General features: G+C 59.4%; 15 protein-coding genes and 1 pseudogene. 14 read left to right on the plus strand and 2 right to left on the minus strand.

The genetic code is table 11. The features are described 5' to 3' along the window. Nucleotides 1-163: 163 nt before the first annotated feature. Both ACOYW1_RS27625 and ACOYW1_RS27630 read right to left on the minus strand, forming a co-directional pair. Entirely contained in the window at nt 164-2,062 is a 1,899-nt protein-coding gene (locus ACOYW1_RS27625; protein WP_482420513.1) for a DEAD/DEAH box helicase, read from the minus strand. Continuing rightward, a complete protein-coding gene (locus tag ACOYW1_RS27630; RefSeq protein ID WP_482420514.1) occupies nt 2,007-2,474 on the minus strand; it encodes a hypothetical protein in 468 nt (155 codons plus the stop codon). Before ACOYW1_RS27630 ends, ACOYW1_RS27625 begins: the two co-directional genes overlap by 56 nt. A 420-nt stretch (nt 2,475-2,894) precedes the next feature. Between ACOYW1_RS27630 and ACOYW1_RS27635 the strand changes: the two genes are divergently transcribed. From ACOYW1_RS27635 to carB, 14 genes and pseudogenes are all read left to right on the plus strand, one after another. After that, nucleotides 2,895-4,241 (plus strand): radical SAM protein, encoded by a 1,347-nt coding sequence (locus ACOYW1_RS27635; protein ID WP_482420515.1) that lies wholly within the window; start codon nt 2,895-2,897, stop codon nt 4,239-4,241. Between the two features lie 494 nt (nt 4,242-4,735). Continuing rightward, nucleotides 4,736-4,873, plus strand: coding sequence for a hypothetical protein (locus ACOYW1_RS27640; protein ID WP_482420516.1), 138 nt, complete (start codon nt 4,736-4,738; stop codon nt 4,871-4,873). Nucleotides 4,874-4,994: 121 nt separating this feature from the next. Continuing rightward, nucleotides 4,995-5,627, plus strand: a pseudogene (gene prmA / locus ACOYW1_RS27645) (50S ribosomal protein L11 methyltransferase); the annotation flags it as partial. Between the two features lie 36 nt (nt 5,628-5,663). Then, the gene (locus ACOYW1_RS27650; protein ID WP_482420517.1) at nt 5,664-5,990 is read left to right on the plus strand and encodes a hypothetical protein; all 327 of its coding nucleotides are present in this window, start codon (nt 5,664-5,666) and stop codon (nt 5,988-5,990) included. 218 nt (nt 5,991-6,208) lie between these two features. Further along, entirely contained in the window at nt 6,209-6,742 is a 534-nt protein-coding gene (locus ACOYW1_RS27655) for a tetratricopeptide repeat protein (protein ID WP_482420518.1), read from the plus strand. A gap of 192 nt (nt 6,743-6,934) precedes the next feature. Further along, a complete protein-coding gene (gene asd / locus ACOYW1_RS27660) occupies nt 6,935-8,044 on the plus strand; it encodes an aspartate-semialdehyde dehydrogenase (protein WP_482420519.1) in 1,110 nt (369 codons plus the stop codon). A 1,022-nt stretch (nt 8,045-9,066) separates the two neighbouring features. After that, nucleotides 9,067-10,197 (plus strand): class II glutamine amidotransferase domain-containing protein, encoded by a 1,131-nt coding sequence (locus ACOYW1_RS27665; protein ID WP_482418602.1) that lies wholly within the window; start codon nt 9,067-9,069, stop codon nt 10,195-10,197. Beyond that, a complete protein-coding gene (locus tag ACOYW1_RS27670; RefSeq protein WP_482420520.1) occupies nt 10,161-10,691 on the plus strand; it encodes a 4Fe-4S binding protein in 531 nt (176 codons plus the stop codon). The genes ACOYW1_RS27665 and ACOYW1_RS27670 overlap by 37 nt, the downstream gene beginning before the upstream one ends. Further along, nucleotides 10,688-11,794, plus strand: a complete 1,107-nt coding sequence (locus ACOYW1_RS27675; RefSeq protein ID WP_482420521.1) for an FMN-binding glutamate synthase family protein — start codon at nt 10,688-10,690, stop codon at nt 11,792-11,794. The genes ACOYW1_RS27670 and ACOYW1_RS27675 overlap by 4 nt, the downstream gene beginning before the upstream one ends. 5 nt (nt 11,795-11,799) lie before the next feature. Further along, the gene (locus tag ACOYW1_RS27680) at nt 11,800-13,182 is read left to right on the plus strand and encodes a GltB/FmdC/FwdC-like GXGXG domain-containing protein (RefSeq protein ID WP_482420522.1); all 1,383 of its coding nucleotides are present in this window, start codon (nt 11,800-11,802) and stop codon (nt 13,180-13,182) included. Further along, entirely contained in the window at nt 13,070-14,140 is a 1,071-nt protein-coding gene (locus ACOYW1_RS27685; RefSeq protein ID WP_482420523.1) for an FAD-dependent oxidoreductase, read from the plus strand. Before ACOYW1_RS27680 ends, ACOYW1_RS27685 begins: the two co-directional genes overlap by 113 nt. Before the next feature lie 286 nt (nt 14,141-14,426). After that, nucleotides 14,427-15,563, plus strand: coding sequence for a glutamine-hydrolyzing carbamoyl-phosphate synthase small subunit (gene carA / locus ACOYW1_RS27690; protein ID WP_482420524.1), 1,137 nt, complete (start codon nt 14,427-14,429; stop codon nt 15,561-15,563). A gap of 342 nt (nt 15,564-15,905) precedes the next feature. Continuing rightward, nucleotides 15,906-16,934 (plus strand): ATP-binding protein, encoded by a 1,029-nt coding sequence (locus tag ACOYW1_RS27695; protein ID WP_482420525.1) that lies wholly within the window; start codon nt 15,906-15,908, stop codon nt 16,932-16,934. A 22-nt stretch (nt 16,935-16,956) separates the two neighbouring features. Beyond that, nucleotides 16,957-19,104: a carbamoyl-phosphate synthase large subunit gene (gene carB / locus ACOYW1_RS27700; protein ID WP_482423837.1), complete on the plus strand. Its 2,148-nt coding sequence runs from the start codon at nt 16,957-16,959 to the stop codon at nt 19,102-19,104. The last annotated feature ends 150 nt before the right edge of the window (nt 19,105-19,254 follow it).

Genomic DNA, 19,254 nt, shown 5'->3' on the forward strand with positions numbered 1-19,254 from the left:
CCCGAACGCTTGCGATACTTAGGTGCGTTGGGACGGCGGGTCTGGCGAACCGGTCGGGGACTCTTCGGCTGACGCGAAGGGGCCTTGGGTTCATTTTCCTCTTGGACAGGTGCTTCTGCAGGGGCTGCTTCAGACTTTTCCAAAGGAGCCGTCTCAGGCTCTTTTACAGGAGCAGCTTCAGGCTCTTCTGCAGGAGCAGCCTCGGGCTCTTCTGCAGGAGTCGCCTCAGGTTCTTCAACGGGAGCAGCCTCGGGCTCTTCTGCAGGAGCAGCTTCAGGCTCTTCCGCAGGAGCAGCCTCGGGTTCTTCTGCAGGAGTCGCTTCAGGCTCTTCCGCAAGAGCAGCCTCGGGCTCTTCCACAGGAGCCGCTTCGGGCTCTTCCGCAGGAGTCGCTTCGGGCTCTTCCGCAGGAGTCGCTCGGGCTCTTCCACGGGAGCAGCCTCGGGCTCTTCTGCAGGAGCAGCTTCAGGCTCTTCCGCAGGAGCAGCTTCAGGCTCTTCCGCAGGAGCAGCTTCAGGCTCTTCCACAGGGGCCGCTTTAGGCTCGGGTTTGTCCGTAAGGGTTAACTCGGGCATGGCTACAGTGGAGGTCTCTGGGGTATCCGAGGTTCCTTCATCTTCCGGCGGCTCTTCCATGGCGATGGGATCGAGCCAGGGAGAGTGGGAGGCAGGGCCCTTGGCCTTGGCCGGGCTTTTTTTTGAACGGGGTGACCTTGATTTACGAGGCTCTCTGGGGGCGGACTCCTCACGGGGAGTCTCCTCTTTCTGGGCACTTTCAAGGTCGGGCTTCTGGGTATCGGCTTCCGGTGCCTTGGGCTCCTGACGTGAGGACTGGGGCTTTCGAGATCTCTGGCGCTGATTTCGTGACGGAGACTTCACCTCTTGGATCAGTTCGTCAGCGGGGTACTCGCAGCTCAGCTTGTGGCCGAGGAGCTCCTCAATGGCCGGGATGTAGTAGGAGTCGTCCTCACAGGCAAAGCTTACTGAGGTTCCGGTGGCACCTGCCCGGCCGGTACGTCCGATACGGTGGACATAGTGCTCGGGGTCCTGGGGCAGGTTGTAGTTGATGACGTGGCTGATCTCATCGATGTGGAGACCGCGGGCGGCCACATCCGTTGCCACGAGCACCTCGACCTTGCCGGAGCGGAAATCCTCCAGGGCACGGATGCGCTTGTTCTGGGCCACTTCTCCGGAGAGCAGGTCGGCCTTGATTTTGAGCTTGTTGAGGCGCTCGGCAAGGTTTCGTGCCTGGTCCCTTCGGTTGGTGAACACCAGAACCTTGGTGAGCTTTCTCAAGGTAATGAGGTTGTAGAGGAGGGGGAACTTCTCATCGGTGGTGACCAGGAAGATCTTCTGGTCCACGGATGCGGACTCCACGGTTTCAGGCTCGATCTCTGTGTGATGGGGATCCCGGGTCCACTGCTCGGCCAGGCGCATCACATCACTGGAGTAGGTGGCGCTGAAAAAGAGAGTCTGGCGCTGCTCTTTGTGGGGAGTGGCGTAGACAATCTTGCGGATATCGGGGATGAAGCCCATGTCCAGCATGCGGTCGGCTTCGTCGATGACCAGGATCTCCACGCGGGAGAGGTCCACCAGCCTCTGGTTCTTGAAGTCGATGAGGCGGCCCGGGGTGGCCACGATGATATCCACGGGACCGGCCATGCCTTTTTTTTGCTTGTCGTAACCGGTGCCCCCGAAGAGGGAGACGATGGTGTAGGGGGTGAATTTGCAGAGGGCCCGGGCATCTTTTTCGATCTGCAGGGCCAGCTCGCGGGTGGGGGCAAGGATCAGAGCACGGGGAAATCCGCGCTCGGGGCCGCCACGCATGGGGTGCTTTGCAATGTGGTTGATGATGGTGATGAGAAAGGCCGCGCTCTTTCCGGTACCGGTCTGTGCTTTACCGATGGCGTCCCGGCCCTTCAGGGTTTCTGGCAGGCAGCCTGCCTGAATGGGGGTGGCGTACTGAAAGCCCAGGTCGGCAATGCCCTGCATGAGCTTGATGGGCAGGTCAAGGGTCGTGAAAACGGACCTCGCCTTCTTTTTCCGGAACCTGAAAATCTTCAAGCTTCCAGGCAGGCTTTTTGGGCTGCTTCTGGGCCCCGTTACGTTTTGGGGCCTCTTTCTTGGGAGAGGCCTCCCGCTGGGGTCGCTGGCCCTGGGAGTTGCGGCCGTTCCGGTTTGGTGCTTTCTCTTCACGGGGTTTCTGGCCTTCGGAGGCGCGTTTGGCAGGGGCCTGCTTGGTTGTCTTGCCCTTGGAGCGCTGTCGGGAATCACCGCGTTTGGACTTGGCCGCGTCCTTGTTCTGGTCGGTGTTCTTCTTGTCCCGGGGCCGTCGTTTTCGTTCAGCCCGCTCTTTTTTTGCCTGTTCTTCCGCTTTTTTGCGTGAGAGTTCCGCGAACGGTATGGCCGACGAGTCGTCGTCCTTGCTCGATCCTGTGACAAATTCCGCTATGCGTTTAAATAGGTTTCGTATCAATCGTATTTCTTCCCAAATCGTTTCAGTTATGTTGCGTGTGATTGGTGATTGAGACCATGGCCACGGTGCGTAAAGTCAGGCGTACGTGTGGCTCGGGGAGTCGTGCCCTGATCGCTTTGGATGGCTCAGATTCCGATGAGGCCTTCGAAGAGCACATCCCTTTCGTCGATGGATGGATGCGGGTGCGGCCTGCCGGCATCGCGATCCTTCGGTGGGGGGGATATCGGAGCGGTCATCCTGTGAAAAAAAGACGGTTTGACGCCCCGGTCCTTTGTGCTACAACCAGGGCATCCCGCTTTAGGATGTACCTTATATACAGGCAAGAGGCCCATTTAGGCAATATTTTTGATAAATCCTTTTAAATATAATAGATAACGGGAAACAATTCCAGTGGTAAGAGCGCATGGTAAAGAGAGGCTGGTGACCGCCCTGGTGGCAAACGAAAAAGGTGAAATCTTCGATCTGGAAGGTTACGCCGCCGTGGGACGATGCGGAGAGATGCTCATTCCCCTCACCGTGGGGGAGACCTTGTTTATGCCGGACGGAGGCGAGCTGATGCGGCTTCCCGACCGGTACGCCCTGGTCTGGAACATGGAAGAGGGCGTGGTAGAGACCCTCTCCCACAACCCGTACAATCCCGAAGAGCGCATTTTTCCGGTGGCGGCCTTCAACTCCCCGGGATACGTGAACACCGCTCAGGCTGCGGCTGTGGAAGAGGACGGCGCAGAGCCCCTGCCTCTCTTCTCCTATTGCGCCGTGGGGTGGTATGACGAGGGGTTTCGCACGGCCTCCTTCAGGGTGGATGCGGAAGAACGCCAGGAGCTCCGCCTCATGCCTATCCCCAAGGTCAAGGATGGGGTGGAGGAGATGCGCGAGAGGTTTCCCGACAACCGCCTGTTCCGTCACCTGGAGCGCTGCGCCCTCTCTTACGGGTGCCCGGCGGCCAAGAACCTTTACATTGGTCGATGCGAAGCCCCGCTGCCCACCTCGCGCCAGTGCAACGCCCGGTGCCTGGGGTGCATCTCTTTTCAGAGCGGCCCCTCCCTCTCCTCCTGCCAGGACCGCATCGATTTTACCCCCAGCCCCGAAGAGATCAGCCAGGTGGCCCTGACCCACTTTGAACGGGTACCCGACGGGGTGGTGAGCTTTGGCCAGGGATGCGAAGGAGACCCCCTCCTTGCCGCAGATGTGATTGAACCGGCCATTGCCCTGATCCGTGCTCAAAACACCACTGGGACCATCAACATGAACACCAACGGCAGCCTGCCCAAGGTGCTGGACCGCCTCTTTGCCGCAGGCCTGGACTCCATCCGGGTGAGCATGAACAGCGTGAGAAAAGAGATCTACAGCGCCTATTTCCGTCCCAATGGCTACTGCTTCGAGGATGTGGTGGAGAGCTTTGCCGTGGCAAAGGAGCACGGGGCCTACAAGGCCATCAACTACCTCAACGTGCCCGGAGTCACCGACTGCCTGGAGGAGGTGGAGGCCTTAAACGCATTTGTGGAGGCGTGCTCCGTGGACCTCATCCAGTGGCGCAACCTCAACTTTGACCCCTTGAGGTACTACACCCTGATGCAGGAAGCCGGTCCCGTAGGCCTGCCCGTGGGCATCCGGCGCATGATCATGAAGCTGGAAAAACGGTTTCCAAAGCTCAAACACGGCTACTTCAACCCCTCCCGCACGATGTACGACACCCGCCCGGGGGCCGGAACGTGCCCAAGAAAGCCGTGGGCAAGGCAGCAAGCGGGTCCAAGAAATGGATACTGATTTCATTTATGCCTCCTGGCGGCCCTGCCGGGGGCTAAACTTTTGCCTGATTTTATAAAGGCGGGTTTAACAAACAGGTTTTAAAAAATCTTTTTGAGTGAATTTTTACTTTAAAGGTGGATACGATCTTCTTCGTCCTGAGGAACGAGGGCAAAACACATCCGCAACCTGCTTCAGGTACGGCACACCTTGCCGCCGGAGGCAGTGCGGTTAAATTAACAATGAGCAAGTAACGACAATGTACCCTGTGACGTCGAAGCTTGAGAGCTATCCTGTATAAACCATCAGCATTTATGTCGGGCGAAGCCCGAGCCGAAGGCCCTTGCGCTTTGGCCCGAGGAACGAGGGACAAAGCGCAAGGGCAATCAGCTTTCGAGGTGGCTCACCTCGCCGCCGGAGGCACGCTTTTTGTCGGTCCCTTTAACCATAGAAGGCATCGCTTTTGGTTGTTTTCCAGGGGCCAAATCAGCAACACAGTTAAGGAGAATACCGCCATGGCATGGCTTGAGATACGCGTGACCTATACCCCGAAAGGGGACCTTCCGGCTGATGAGCTCATCGCCGATGAATTTACCGCAGTGGGGATCATCAGTCGCTACCTTCCGGACGGCTGCCCAGGTGCATCTGGATAACGCTAGGAGCACAATCGATACGCTGTCACTGTGATCTCCGTCTCCCCCCCCCCCCCCCCCCGCAGCCTCCACAAGCCGGCCACCCTCGACAACACCACCCCCCGGTGTTGTTACCACCGATACCATTCCCGACACGGACTGGAACGAGGCCTGGAAAGAGAACTTCAAGCCGGTTCATCTCACCGAGCGGTTTGTGGTGCGTCCCACCTGGGAGGCGTATGAGCCCGCCGAAGGCGAGAAGGTGATCTCCATCGATCCGGGCATGGCCTTCGGCACGGGCACCCATCCCACCACGCGACTGTGTGTGGAGATGATCGAGCACCACACCAAAGAGGGCATGACAGTCCTGGATGTGGGCACCGGATCCGGGATTCTTTTGGTGGCGGCCAGCCTGTGCGGGGCAAAAGAGGGGCTGGGGGTGGACAACGATCCCGTGGCTGTTGAGACCGCCGCCGAGAACCTTGCCCTCAACCAGGTGCCGGATTGTTTTTCGGTTATCTGCGCCGATCTCATCTCCCAGGCGGGAAAAGCCTATGACCTGGTGGTGGCCAATATTCTGGCCGAGGTGGTGGTGGAGCTTCTCGGTGACATCCACAAGGTGGTCCACGACGACTCCCTGGTGATCCTTTCCGGGATTCTGGATGAGAAGGGCCCCATGGTGGAAGCCCGCCTCGAAGAGACCGGGTTTGACCTGGTGGAGAGTCACCTTGAAGAGTCCTGGCTCGTGATGGTGGCAAAGAAAAAAGCATCGTAACGGTTCCGTTCAAAAAAAAAGAAGCCCCCGGCTGCCGTGCCGGGGGCCATCCCCTTGCCTATTTTTCAAGCTGGGTTTGACAGCCTGGTTTTCTTTGTTGACGCCCCGCAACACTGCCTCGCCTTTTTCGTTTTTCACCTGCGCCAGAATATTTTTTTACGCAAAGCTGAACGCGAAGGGGACCTTTTTTCAAAAAGCGTCCCGCCGGAGATATTCCGGTTAAAGCCAGGTGAATTTCACATGCCCATCATCATGTCACCAGCCAGCCCATTTCACCGGGCCACGGCTCCACAAACGAAAGCAGAAAAGAGCACTCCCGCCCCCGGGGGCCATGCCTTAAAACAGCAGGCGCGTCAGGAATAGCTTGCCGTTTCTTGACGTTTTGTGTTTATCTATAAGATCTTTATCGTATGTACCTCGCCGCTGGGAAATGCTTCCTTGAGAATCGCCGACATCTTTCATGATGACCACGCAACGTGTTGACCAAGCGATATGGCTTTGTCGATATCTGTGGGTGCTCTTCTGTATTCAAGGGGCGGCGACATGATGTGAACCGGATCAGTGAACGGATGGAATGAATCATGATGATATCTCGCAGGAATCGCAGGTGGGGGTGCATATGGCTGGCGGCCCTTCTGATTGCCGGTTGGTCTTCTGCCCTGTACGCCGGGCCCCTTTTTAACGAGGGGCGGACCCTGTACGGAAAGGAGCAATACAAAGAGGCCTCGAAGGCGCTCAAGCAGTCCCTGGAGGCCGAGGCCGAGAGCAATGAGTCGGCGACCCTGCTCCTGAGCGACTGCTACCTTCGGCTCAAGAAACGCTGGAAGGCCGTCAGTGTGCTGAAAAAGGGGGCCGAACGCCACCCGGAGAGCTGGGAGATCCACTATCGTCTCGGCAACCTTCAGGAGGAGACCGGGGACTACTTCGGGGCCCTGTCCGCTTTTTATCAGGCATCTCAGTTGAAGCCCGATGACCTGCCCACCACCTTTCGGCTGGGCATGGCTTATGACGAAACAGCTCAGATGGAAAAAGCGCTTGAGGTATACCGGAAACTGCACCGAGCCGGGTCCCCCCTGGCCCAGAAGCTGCTGCGGATCATCCAGGGCATGGATTGACAAAGCAAAGAGTGGGGGCCGTGTTCAGCTAAGCAGGTTTCATATTAATGCACTCGTTGAGGCGCACAATGCGGCTGCCTGGGCGATGTGACACCACACCGATCAGCTTCCGAGGCCCTGAAGGGGGGATGGAAACTGTGTGATGACCCAGGCTGATCGTTATTCAAACATATCGTAAGGAGCATGAAAATCATGGTGAAGGTAGGTATCGTCGGATGGAGAGGAATGGTCGGCTCGGTTCTCATGGAGAGAATGCGGTCGGAAAATGATTTTCAGGGCATCGACCCGGTCTTTTTTACCACCAGCCAGGCAGGCCAGAAGGGACCGGATATCGGAAAAGAGATCCCGGTGCTCCAGGACGGGTTTGATGTGGAGATCCTTAAAGGCATGGAGGTCATCGTCTCCTGCCAGGGCAGCGACTACACAAAAAAGGTACACCCCCAGCTCCGCGAGGGCGGATGGAACGGTGTCTGGATCGATGCGGCCTCTGCCCTTCGTATGTCCGAAAAAAGCATCATCGTCCTGGATCCCGTAAACCGTGAGGTCATCGACAAAGGGTTTGATGCAGGCATTCGGGACTTCATCGGCGGCAACTGCACGGTGAGCCTCATGCTCATGGCCCTGGGCGGCCTGTTTGAGGCGGGCCAGGTGGAGTGGCTCTCTACCATGACCTACCAGGCGGCCTCCGGTGCCGGCGCCAAAAACATGAAAGAGCTGGTCTCCCAGATGGGCGCCATCAATGAAGCGGCACAGCCCATCCTTGACGGCCCTGTGGCTGCCGTGGACACTGCCGTGGCCGGTGCCATGCGGGGCGACGCCTTTCCCACGGACAACTTCGGTGCCCCCCTGGCCGGCAGCCTCATCCCCTGGATCGACAGCCCCATGAAGAATGGTCAGACCCGCGAAGAGTGGAAAGGGGTTTCCGAGACCAACAAGATCCTGGAAAACGAGACGCCCATTCCCATCGACGGTATCTGCGTGCGCATCGGTACCATGCGCTGCCACAGCCAGGCCATAACCGTCAAGCTTAAGGACGACCTGGAGATCGCCGAGGTGGAACGCCTCCTGGCATCAGCCAACGACTGGGTGAAGGTGGTCCCCAACACCAAGGAAGCCACCTTGAAAGACCTCACCCCCACGGCCGTCACCGGGACCCTCACCGTGCCCGTGGGCCGTATCCGAAAGATGAACCTCGGTCCCGGGGTCATCAGCCTCTTTACCGTGGGTGACCAGCTCCTCTGGGGAGCGGCCGAGCCCGTGCGCCGCATGCTGAATATTGCTGTGGAGAAGCTCTCCGCCTGATCCCTTTGCTTCCTGCGGGAAGCATCCCATAAAGAGATTTGTCAGTTGTAAAGAAAACCCCCGGCATACCTGCCGGGGGCTTTTTTTGTTGCCGGCGGCCAGGTGGGGGCACCTGGAAACCCTGTGGCGAATGCATGAAGGCTGCCACTCTGCAAGCGTTATCGATGCATTCGCGTGGGGTGTGACATGTGGCAACCGTGTTTGGAGGAGAAGCCTCTTTTATTCTTCTGGAAACATGATGAAGGGTATTTTGGATTCCCTTGATTTGAACCGGAATAACTCCGGCGTCAAGGTGGGGTACTTTGAAACCCTGTGGCACATGCATGGAGGCAGTTATCATGGCCTTGAATATGGAGCCTTGGGCAGGTTATACGTGCCCCGTCCCCGCAGCATGGAGTCCGGGAGTCAGACCATCGATGGAATCTGATACTTTTGATATCACGCAAATATCGTCACTTTAACTGTTGCGAATGCGTTTTTTTCAGATTTGCTACCAAAAAATCTGACCCCGGAACCTCGCCCGTCGCCGGCTTCGTAACGCGGAACAGGGCACGATGGCTGAATGGGTGTATTTCGTATCTGGTATCTGATATATCTGTCTAATAAACTAAAATTATTGCTTTTCTTGTTCGAGTTCGGTAATAATACCGATTTACCACCCACGATGGACGGTTTCGGAAGAGCTTCCCAGCGATGGCTTTTGCGAAACCACGACCTGGTTTATCTCATGCATACCACCTTGCGGTGTTTCCCGAAAGGACGGCCAAGAGCCCGCCCCATAGGGAGTGGTGGCTTTGGATGTCTCCGTCTTGTGGCCCCGTTGGCCGCAGTAAAAAGGGAGATACCCGGCAGAGAATAGGCCCCATGCCTCAGTCAGGCATGGAGGCAGCTAACCGATGTGGGACCAAGGGGGTTGTTTGAAAATCTTCGAGATCACTTTGCGCCGGCGGATGTCTCGCTGGCGTGAAATGATCTTTTCTCGTGTGAGATATGGATTCGCACCCGTGTAAGGAGAGACAAAGATGTGTCGTTTGTTTGCAATCACCAGCGAAGATCCCGTATCGCCCATGGTGGCCCTTGAGGCCCTGGATGTGATGCGGGAAGGCCATGACGGCTCCGGTGTCGGGCTCTTTTTAAGGGACCTCGGCGGACCGTTTGAAACCATGAAGGATGCGCCCATCCTCTCGGGGATCTTTACCGAGGCCGGGCTCCGTCGCCTTGACGTCAAGATGATGGAGAAGGGGTTTATCACCAAATACAAGATCTCCTTCAAACTCGACAAGACCCCCCCCGAAGGGGTGCCCAAGCGGGACGTTTATCTCATCCGCGCCTATGAATACCCCGAGGAGTGGGAGGACTGGAGCTGGGAGAAAAAGCAGGAGGAGCTTACCCGCATCCGCCTGGAGCTCCGCGCCATGGGTGAAGAGGAGAAAGACATGATCGTCTTCTCCTTCTGGCCCGATGTCATCATGATCAAAGAGATCGGCGATCCCCTGACTGTCGGACGCTACCTCAAGCTTGACGCCAACGACATCCAGGCCCGCATCATCATGGCCCAGGGACGCCAGAACACCAACTACGCCATCAACCTCTACGCGTGTCACCCCTTCTTTGTCCAGGGCTTCTCCACCATGACCAACGGGGAGAACACCGCCTTTATTCCCATCCGGGAATTCCTTCAGAAGAGGGGCTTTGAGGGGTACATGGGGTTCAACTCCGACTCCGAGGTGTTCACCCATATTCTGCACTACATGCAAAAAGAGCTGGGCCTGGGGCTGGAGTTCTACAAGCACATCATCACCCCCCTGGCAGGAGAAGCTCTGGCTTCCCACGCCAACAGCGATCTGCTCACCCAGCTGAAGCACACCTGCAGGCGCCTGATCATCGACGGGCCCAACTGTGTCATCGGGAGCCTCCCGGACCACAGCCTGTTCATGGTGCAGGACAGAAAGAAGCTGCGCCCCGGGGTCATCGGGGGACGGCCCGGAATCTACGCCTACTCATCTGAGATTTGCGGCCTGGATTCAGCCATTCCCGACCGAGACAAGTCCAAAGATTTTCAACCCATGTATCTCGACACGGCCATTGTGGGTCCCGATCGTCAGGAGGTTCAGATATGTCGGCAAACGGAACGATTACACCTTCCTCATTAAGCATCAAGGATCTGCACTGGCAGATCGACTGGAACAAGGATGCCTGCACCCTATGCGGCCAGTGCACGGCAGTCTGCCCTGTGAAGGCCCTTGAGCTGGGGGTCTTCCGCAAGCGGCACGTCGACGTCCCCATGGGGCTCAGCGGCAAGGTGGAAAACAAATTTTCCCTGTTCTACGGCATTCGCCAGAAGACCGAGCCCAAGCACGCCTGTATCGGGTGCGCCATGTGCTCCCAGGTCTGTCCCAACGACGCCATCCTTCCGAGACGAAACGACGAAGCGGACAAGCAGCGCTACCACATCGACCAGGGCGGCCAGCCCCTGAAGCGGGGCGGTCGAAGGAAGGCCGAAGGCGCAGGGATCCTGGACCGCATCAAGTTCACCCGTATCTCCATGCTCACGGACCCGGCCCTGGATGCCGGGCGCCACGAGTTTGATATCAAGACCCTTCGGGCCGGGTGCTGCCCCCCAAGGAGCAGATCCAGCGCCAGATGAAGGGCGAGGAAGGACCGGTGCGGGAGATCTACCCGCTTGTCATCGGCGGCATGAGCTTCGGGGCTCTTTCCCCCACCATGTGGGAAGGTCTCCAGATGGGGGTGGCTTACCTCAATGAAGAGCTGGGCATGCCCGTGCGCATCTGCACCGGTGAGGGCGGCTGCCCTCCGCGCCTGCTCCGCTCCGAGTTCCTGAAGTACGTCATCCTCCAGGTGGCCTCCGGCTACTTTGGCTGGGACGAGATCATCCACGCCATTCCGGAGATGAAGGTGGACCCCTGCGCCATCGAGATCAAGTACGGCCAGGGCGCCAAGCCCGGGGACGGCGGTCTTCTGATGTGGCACAAGGTCAATAAACTGATTGCGGCCATCCGAGGCGTCCCCACAGGGGTGAGCCTGCCCAGTCCGCCCACCCACCAGACCCAGTACTCCATTGAGGAGTCCGTGGCCAAGATGATCCAGTCCATGTCCATGGCCTGGGGATTCCGGGTGCCGGTGTATCCGAAGATCTCCGCGTCTTCCACCTCCCTGGCGGTCTTGAACAACCTCACCCGAAACCCCTACGCGGCTGGCCTTGCCATCGACGGGGAAGACGGGGGCACCGGGGCGGCGTACAACGTCTCCATGAACCACATGGGCCACCCCATCGCATCGAGCTTAAGGGACTGCTACAAGACCCTGGTGGAGATCGGCATGGAGAACGAATTGCCCCTGGCTGCCGGCGGCGGCATCGGCAAGAACGGGAACCTGGCGGCCAACGCGGCGTCTCTTATCATGCTGGGGGCCAGCATGGTGCAGACGGGCAAGTACATCATGCAGGCGGCGGCCGGGTGTATCGGCTCCGAAACCGACCGGTGCAATGTGTGCAACCTGGGCATCTGCCCCAAGGGGATCACCTCCCAGGATCCGAGGCTCTACCGAAGGCTCGATCCGGAGCATGTGGCCCAGCGCGTGGTGGACATGTATGTCTCCTTTGACACCGAGCTCAAGAAGATCATCGCACCCCTTGGCCGATCCACCTCCCTGCCCATCGGCATGTCCGATGCCCTGGGAATTGACGACCGCGACGCGGCAGAACGTCTCGATATCAAATACATGGTGTAACCGACATGAAGAGCAAGACGAAAATTACCATCCATGGAAAGGAAGAGGGAACCCGTATTGCGTCGCGCCTGCTGGAAGAGAAGATCCAGAAGGCCATCGCCAAGGGATACCGCCAGATAGAGGTGGATGCCTTAGGGCAGCACGGCATCGGCGGGCGCCTGCACGGCGCCGGCGATGAAAAGATTTCCGTCAGGATCACCGGTACCTGCGGCCAGCGGACCGGTTCCATGGGATTTCCCAATACAACCATTGAAATCATGGGGGCGGCCTCCGACGACATCGGCTGGCTTAACGCCGGGGCCGAGATCATCATCCACGGCAACGCCTCCAACGGTGCATGCAACGCCATGGCCCAGGGCCGGGTGTCCGTTGCCGGAAACATCGGTGCCCGCGGCATGACCATGACCAAAGAGAACCCCCGCTTTGAACCCCCCGAACTCTGGGTTCTGGGGTCGGCCGGGGACTACTTCGGCGAGTTCATGGCAGGCGGTACCGCCGTGGTCTGCGGCTGGAATCCCCAGAACGAAGAGAACGTCCTGGGCTACCGTCCCCTGGTGGGCATGGTGGGCGGGCGCGTCTTTTTCCGCGGCCCCATCAAAGGGTACAGCCAGGGCGATGCCCGCATGGCGCCCATCTCCGATGAGGCGTGGGAATGGCTTTCCACGAACCTGAAGGCCTTTCTGACGCGCGTGGGCAAAGAGGACGCCTACACCAAACTGGCCCGTCGCGACGACTGGCAGCTCCTGGTGGCCCGGACTCCCCAGGAGAAGATGGGGAGCGCCACCCGGTCCATGGCATCCTTCCGCCATGAGGTGTGGGACAGCGAGCTGGGGGAGGGAGGGCTCATCGGAGACCTCACCGACCTGGACATGAGCCATATTCCCGTCATCACCACAGGGGAGCTCCGGCGCTTTGTGCCGGTGTGGGAGAACCAGAAGTATGTGGCTCCCTGCCAGGGCGCCTGTCCTTCGGGCATTCCCGTGCAGCAGCGCTGGGGCCTGGTGCGAAACGGCCTGGTGGACGAGGCCGTGGAGCTGGCCCTTCACTACACGCCCTTTCCCGCGACGGTGTGCGGCTACCTCTGCCCCAACCCCTGCATGGCAGCCTGTACCAAGCAGTCGGCCTTTATGCCTTCCATCGACATCAAGCAGCTGGGCAAGGCGAGCATTGCCGCCCAGGTGCCCAGCGTGCCCGAGGTCTCCGGCCGCAAGGTGGCGGTCATCGGCGGTGGTCCCGCAGGGGTCTCCGTGGCCTGGCAGCTGCGCATGGCCGGCCATGATCCCGTGGTCTGCAAGGCCGCCCACCCTGGGCGGGAAGATCGCCTCGGTGATCCCCGAGAGCCGGATCCCCAAAGAGGTTCTGGACGCGGAATTGGCCCGCATCAGTGAGATCCTGCCCCATATCCATCTTCAGCAGCCCTTGACGGCTGTGGAGCTGGACCGCATGAAGGCGGACAACGACTTTATCGTGGTGGCGGCAGGGGCTCAGAAGCCGCGCATGCTCGACGTGCCCGGAAAAGAGCGCCTCGTCACCGGCAACGACTTTCTGGCCGACGCCAAGGAAGACAAGGCCAAGCCCGGCAAAAAGGTGGTGATCATCGGGGCGGGCAACTCCGCCTGTGATGCCGCCACCGAGGCCGTGCGCTGCGGTGCCGAAACGGTCACCCTCATCGACATCCAGGAACCCGCTGCCTTTGGCGAAGAGAAAGAGGCCGCGGAACAGGCCGGAGCCATCTTCAAGTGGCCCTGCTTTACCCGGGAGATTACAGACAAGGGCGTGCTCCTTACGGACGGTGAACTCCTTGAAGCCGATACCGTAATCCTCTCCATCGGGGATGTTGCCGATGCGGAGTTTCTGCCCCGAAGCGTCACCATCGCTCAGAACGGCTACGTCTCCGTGGACGAGAACGGCCAGACCACCGACCCCTCGATCTTTGCCATCGGCGATATCACGGGGCTGGGGCTCATCACCGACGCCATTGGCGCTGGCAGGCGGGCTGCAGAGACCATCGACGCCATCAGCAAGGGCAAGCGTCCGTCCGGACGGGACCCCCGGGAGGTGATCGCCAAGGACCGCATGAACCTGGCCTATTTCGACCCCAGGCTCTCCGTCTTTGAGGATCTCCAGACCTGCGGAACCGAATGTTCGTCATGTGGGAGTTGCAGAGACTGTGGTATCTGTGTTACCTTGTGCCCCAAAGAGGCGATTGAAAGACGCGAGACGGGGAATCCGAGCTCGCCTTTTGAGTATGTGGTGAAGACGGATCGCTGCATTGGCTGCGGATTTTGCGCCGATGCCTGCCCGTGCGGGATCTGGACCCTGATCACCAACACCCCCATGGGGTAAAACCGGTTTTACATCGGTTTCAAGGTGAGGGGATCGCCCTTTTATCTTCACCGACACAACAGCTGACAGTTTCCATTTGGTTTATTGCTATCCCGCTTTTTACCGCCTGCGTAAGAAGCGGGATAGTTGCGCGCGGACTCCGGTAAAGGAAAACACCCCTTCAAAGAGCCGTAATGACGATGGATCCACGTGATCCGTCTCACCATGATTCATGCATTATGGACGGGCCATGCAGGGCCGCCCTTTTGGTGTCCCGCATCGTTTGTCAAATAAGGAATCACCTTTCATGAAAGCACTGCTTGCCCTCGAAGACGGACGAATTTTTTCGTGCCGCAGCTTTACAGGTCCCGGCGAGGTGGGTGGAGAGGTTGTCTTCAACACCAGCATGACGGGGTATCAGGAAATTCTCACCGACCCCTCCTACCGTGGACAGATGGTCACTATGACCTATCCCCTCATTGGAAACTACGGCGTAAGCCGTGAGGACGTGGAGTCCTCCCGGATCCAGGCCTCCGCCCTCATCGTCCGTGAGTATCAGGACGATTACAGCAACTGGCGGGCCGACATGAGCCTGGCTGACTACCTCAAGGCAGCCAATGTCGTGGGCATCGATGAACTCGATACCCGGGCGCTGACCCTGCACCTCCGAACCCACGGCGCCAAGCGCGGCATCATCTCAACGGATGTGGCCAACCCCGAGGCCCTTGTGGAAAAAGCCAAGGCACTGCCCTCCATGGAAGGGTGTGACCTGGCCAGCGGCGTCTCCACGGACAAGCCCTACCGCCTGGTCAACGACACCCCGGTCTTCATTCAGGAAGAGCTGGCAGAGGGTCTCTTTACCGCCCGAGGCGAGAAAAAAGCGGTGGTGGCCTTTGACTTCGGCATCAAGTTCAACATCATCCGCCTTCTGGAAGCCGCAGGTTGTGAGGTGATCGTGGTGCCCGCCAACACCACCGCCGAGACCGTCAAGGCCATGAACCCCGACGGGATCTTTCTCTCCAACGGCCCCGGCGACCCCGAGCCCGTGACCTACGCCGTGGAGACGGTGAAGGCCCTCATCGGGTTCCGCCCCATTTTCGGCATCTGCCTCGGCCACCAGATCATGAGCCTGGCCCTGGGCGGAAAGACTTACAAGCTGAAGTTCGGCCACCGCGGCGGCAACCAGCCCGTGCAGAACACCGAAACATCCAAGGTGGAGATCACCAGCCAGAACCACGGATTTGCAGCCGACATGGACAGCCTGTCCGCAGCCGACGTGGAAGTGTCCCATGTGAACCTCAACGACCGCACCGTGGAAGGCTTGAGACACAAGGTTCACCCCGTGCTCAGTGTGCAGTACCATCCGGAGGCGTCTCCGGGGCCCAACGATGCCCAGTACTTGTTTGATGAGTTTGTTTCCATGATGGAACGTTTCACTGTTTAAGAACAGGGCACTTGTTGCCCTGTTTTTTTATGCCCGAAAGTTTGCCTCCGGCGGCCAGGGGATGATCCCCTGGACCCCAGGTTCGCGAATGCTCCCGACCTTCGTTTCTCAGGTCGATCACATTCGCTGACGGGCTTCGCCCGTGGTGAGGCTGAGGTGACTTGAATGAGGTCAAAATGCTTCCGGTCATGTTTAAACCTGTGCAGGTCAGGAAGACGAAGGCACCTCACGTGTTTATAACCTGTTTGTCAAACCCAGCTCATATACATTGGGCAAACGTTTGGCCCCCGGCAGGCTCGCCGGAGGCAACCATAACCGATAGATTAGTAGAGGCAAGGGATCATGCCAAAACGCACCGACATAAATAAGATATTGATCGTAGGCGCCGGGCCCATCATCATCAGCCAGGCGTGTGAATTTGATTACTCCGGGACCCAGGCGTGCAAGGCGCTGCGGGAAGAGGGGTACGAGGTGGTTCTGGTGAACTCCAACCCTGCCACCATCATGACCGATCGCACCTACATTGAGCCGGTGACCCCGGAGACCCTGGCCAAGATCATCGAAAAGGAGCGGCCCGACGCCATCCTTCCCACCCTGGGGGGGCAGACCGGCCTCAACACCGCCATCGGCGTGGCCGAGATGGGCGTTCTGGATAAGTTTGGTGTGGAGATGATCGGCGCGGACGTGGCCACCATCAAGAAGGCCGAGGACCGCGAGCTCTTCCGCAACGCCATGAACAAGATCGGCCTGAACATTCCCCGAAGCGGGTTTGCCACCACCATGGACGAGGTGAGGCAGGTTGCCGATGAGATCGGCTTTCCCATCATCGTCCGGCCCAGCTTTACCCTGGGCGGCACCGGCGGGGGCGTGGCCTACAACCCCGAGGAGCTGGAGGCCTTCTGCAAGGCAGGTCTTGAGGCAAGCCTCAACACCCAGGTGATGCTGGAGCAGTCCGTCCTCGGCTGGAAAGAGTACGAGCTGGAGGTGGTCAGGGACAAGGCGGACAACGTCGTGATCATCTGCTCCATCGAAAACCTGGACGCCATGGGGGTCCACACCGGGGACTCCATCACTGTTGCCCCGGCCCAGACCCTGTCGGACAAGGAGTACCAGAAGCTGCGTGACGCCTCCATCGCCATCCTGCGCGAGATCGGGGTGGACACCGGCGGCTCCAACGTTCAGTTTGCCGTGAACCCGGCAGACGGCGAGATCATCGTGGTGGAGATGAACCCCAGGGTCTCCCGAAGCTCGGCCCTGGCCTCCAAGGCGAGCCCATTGCCAAGATTGCCGCCAAACTGGCTGTTGTGCTGCTTCCCACCCTGGACGACTGGAAGAGCCCCGACGTCACGAGCAGCTCCTGGCCTCCTTTGAGCCCAGCATCGACTACGTGGTCATGAAGGTGCCCCGCTGGACCTTCGAGAAGTTTCCCGAGACCGAGGACTACCTCACCACGGCCATGAAGTCCGTGGGCGAGACCATGAGCATCGGCCGTACCTTCACCGAGTCACTCCAGAAGGCGATCCGCTCCCTGGAGATCGGACGCTTCGGCCTGGGCAGCGACGGTCGCGAGGTGGAGGAGCTCTCCAAGACCGACATCGAGCACCACCTGGTGACCCCCAACTCCAAGCGCCTCTTCTACCTGCGCCAGGCCATGAAGGCGGGGATCTCCCTGGAGGCGATCCACGCCATGACCAAGGTGGACCCCTGGTTCCTCCACCAGATCAAGCGCATCAGCGACATGGAAGACGTGATCCGCGAGGCCGGAAAGAAGATGGACGCCGACCTTCTCAAACGCGCCAAGCGCAACGGCTTCTCCGATGTGCAGATCGGTGTGCTCAACGGTACGGACGAAGACTGGGTTCGTGCTCAGCGCTACGCCCTGGGCATCCGACCCGTCTACAAGCTGGTGGACACCTGTGCCGCCGAGTTCGAGGCTTCGACCCCTTACTACTACTCCACCTATGAAGAGGAGTGCGAGGCAAGGGTCACAGATAATAAGAAGGTGATGATCTTAGGGGGCGGACCCAACCGCATCGGCCAGGGCATCGAGTTTGACTACTGCTGCGTTCACGCCTCCTTTGCCCTGCGCGAAGAGGGGGTGGAGTCCATCATGGTCAACTCCAACCCCGAGACCGTGAGCACGGACTACGACACCTCGGACAAGCTCTACTTCGAGCCCCTCACCAAAGAGGATGTCCTGCACATCGTGGAAAAGGAGAACCCCTACGGGGTCATCGTGCAGTTCGGGGGACAGACTCCCCTGAACCTGGCCCTGGGCCTCAAGGCCGCCGGGGTGCCCATCATCGGCACCCAGCCCGAGAGCATCCACCGCGCCGAAGACCGCGACGAGTTCCAGGCCATGCTCAAGAAGCTGAAACTCACCCAGCCCGAGAGCGGCATCGCCATGAACTACGAGGAATCCCTGGTGGAGGCACGCCGCATCGGCTACCCCGTCATGGTGCGTCCTTCTTACGTTCTGGGCGGCCGGGCCATGCGTGTGGTCTACTCCGAAGAGGATCTGGAAGGGTTTATCCGCGAAGCCATGGAGGCCTCACCGGGCCACCCCGTGCTCATCGACAAGTTCCTGGAAGATGCGGTGGAGCTTGATGTGGACGCCATCTCCGACGGAGAGAAAACCATCATCGCAGGGGTTATGCAGCACATCGAAGAGGCGGGGATCCACTCCGGCGACTCGGCCTGTGTGCTCCCGCCCATGAGCATTCCCAACCGTCTGCTCAACGAGATCCACGAAGCCACCCGCGCCATGGCCAAGGAGCTCGGCGTGGTGGGCCTGATGAACGTTCAGTATGCCATCAAGGACAACCGCCTCTACATCATCGAGGTCAACCCCAGGGCGTCCCGTACCGTTCCCTTTGTGAGCAAGGCCACGGGCATCCCCTTTGCCAAGCTGGCCACCAAGGTGATGCTGGGCAAGACCCTTGCGGAGGTCGGGCTGGAGAAGGAGTTCGTCCCCAGCCACATCTCGGTGAAAGAAGCGGTGATGCCCTTTGACCGGTTCCCCCATGTGGACACCCTGCTGGGTCCCGAGATGAAGTCCACGGGCGAGGTTATGGGCATCGGCGATGACTTCGGTATTGCCTACGCCAAGGCCCAGATCGCTGCCGGAGACGACCTGCCCACCGAGGGCACCGTCTTTATCAGCGTCAAGGAGGGGGACAAGGGCCAGATGCTGCCCACGGCCTCTCTGTTCAAGGCCCTTGGCTTTACCATCATGGCCACCAGCGGCACCTCGGACTTCCTCACCAAGAACGGGGTGGCCAACGTGCTGGTGAACAAGGTCTCGGTGGGACGCCCCCACGTGGTGGACGCCATCAAGAACAACGAGATTCAGCTGGTGATCAACACCCCGTCCGGCACAAGCGAGACCACCCATGACGGGTACAAGATCCGCAGGGCCGCCTTGAAGTTCAAGGTGCCCTTTGCCACGACCCTCACCGGTGCCATGGCCGTTGCCCGCGCCATTGCCCGCTTGAAAGAGGAGAGTTGCGCGGTGAAACCGCTCCAGGACTACCATAGCTAATCCCGCCCATTGAAAGGCGCGGCGTTGCCGCGCCTTTCACACTCCCCATCATTGACCCGGGCAATAATGGCCCGGAAGGCTCTTCGCCTGTCCCCCGTATTTGGCTAGCTCACGGCAGGCCGCACACCATTTTTTCAGGAACCGGTCGAA

The organism is Desulfoluna sp. CYM3A, from assembly GCF_056829965.1.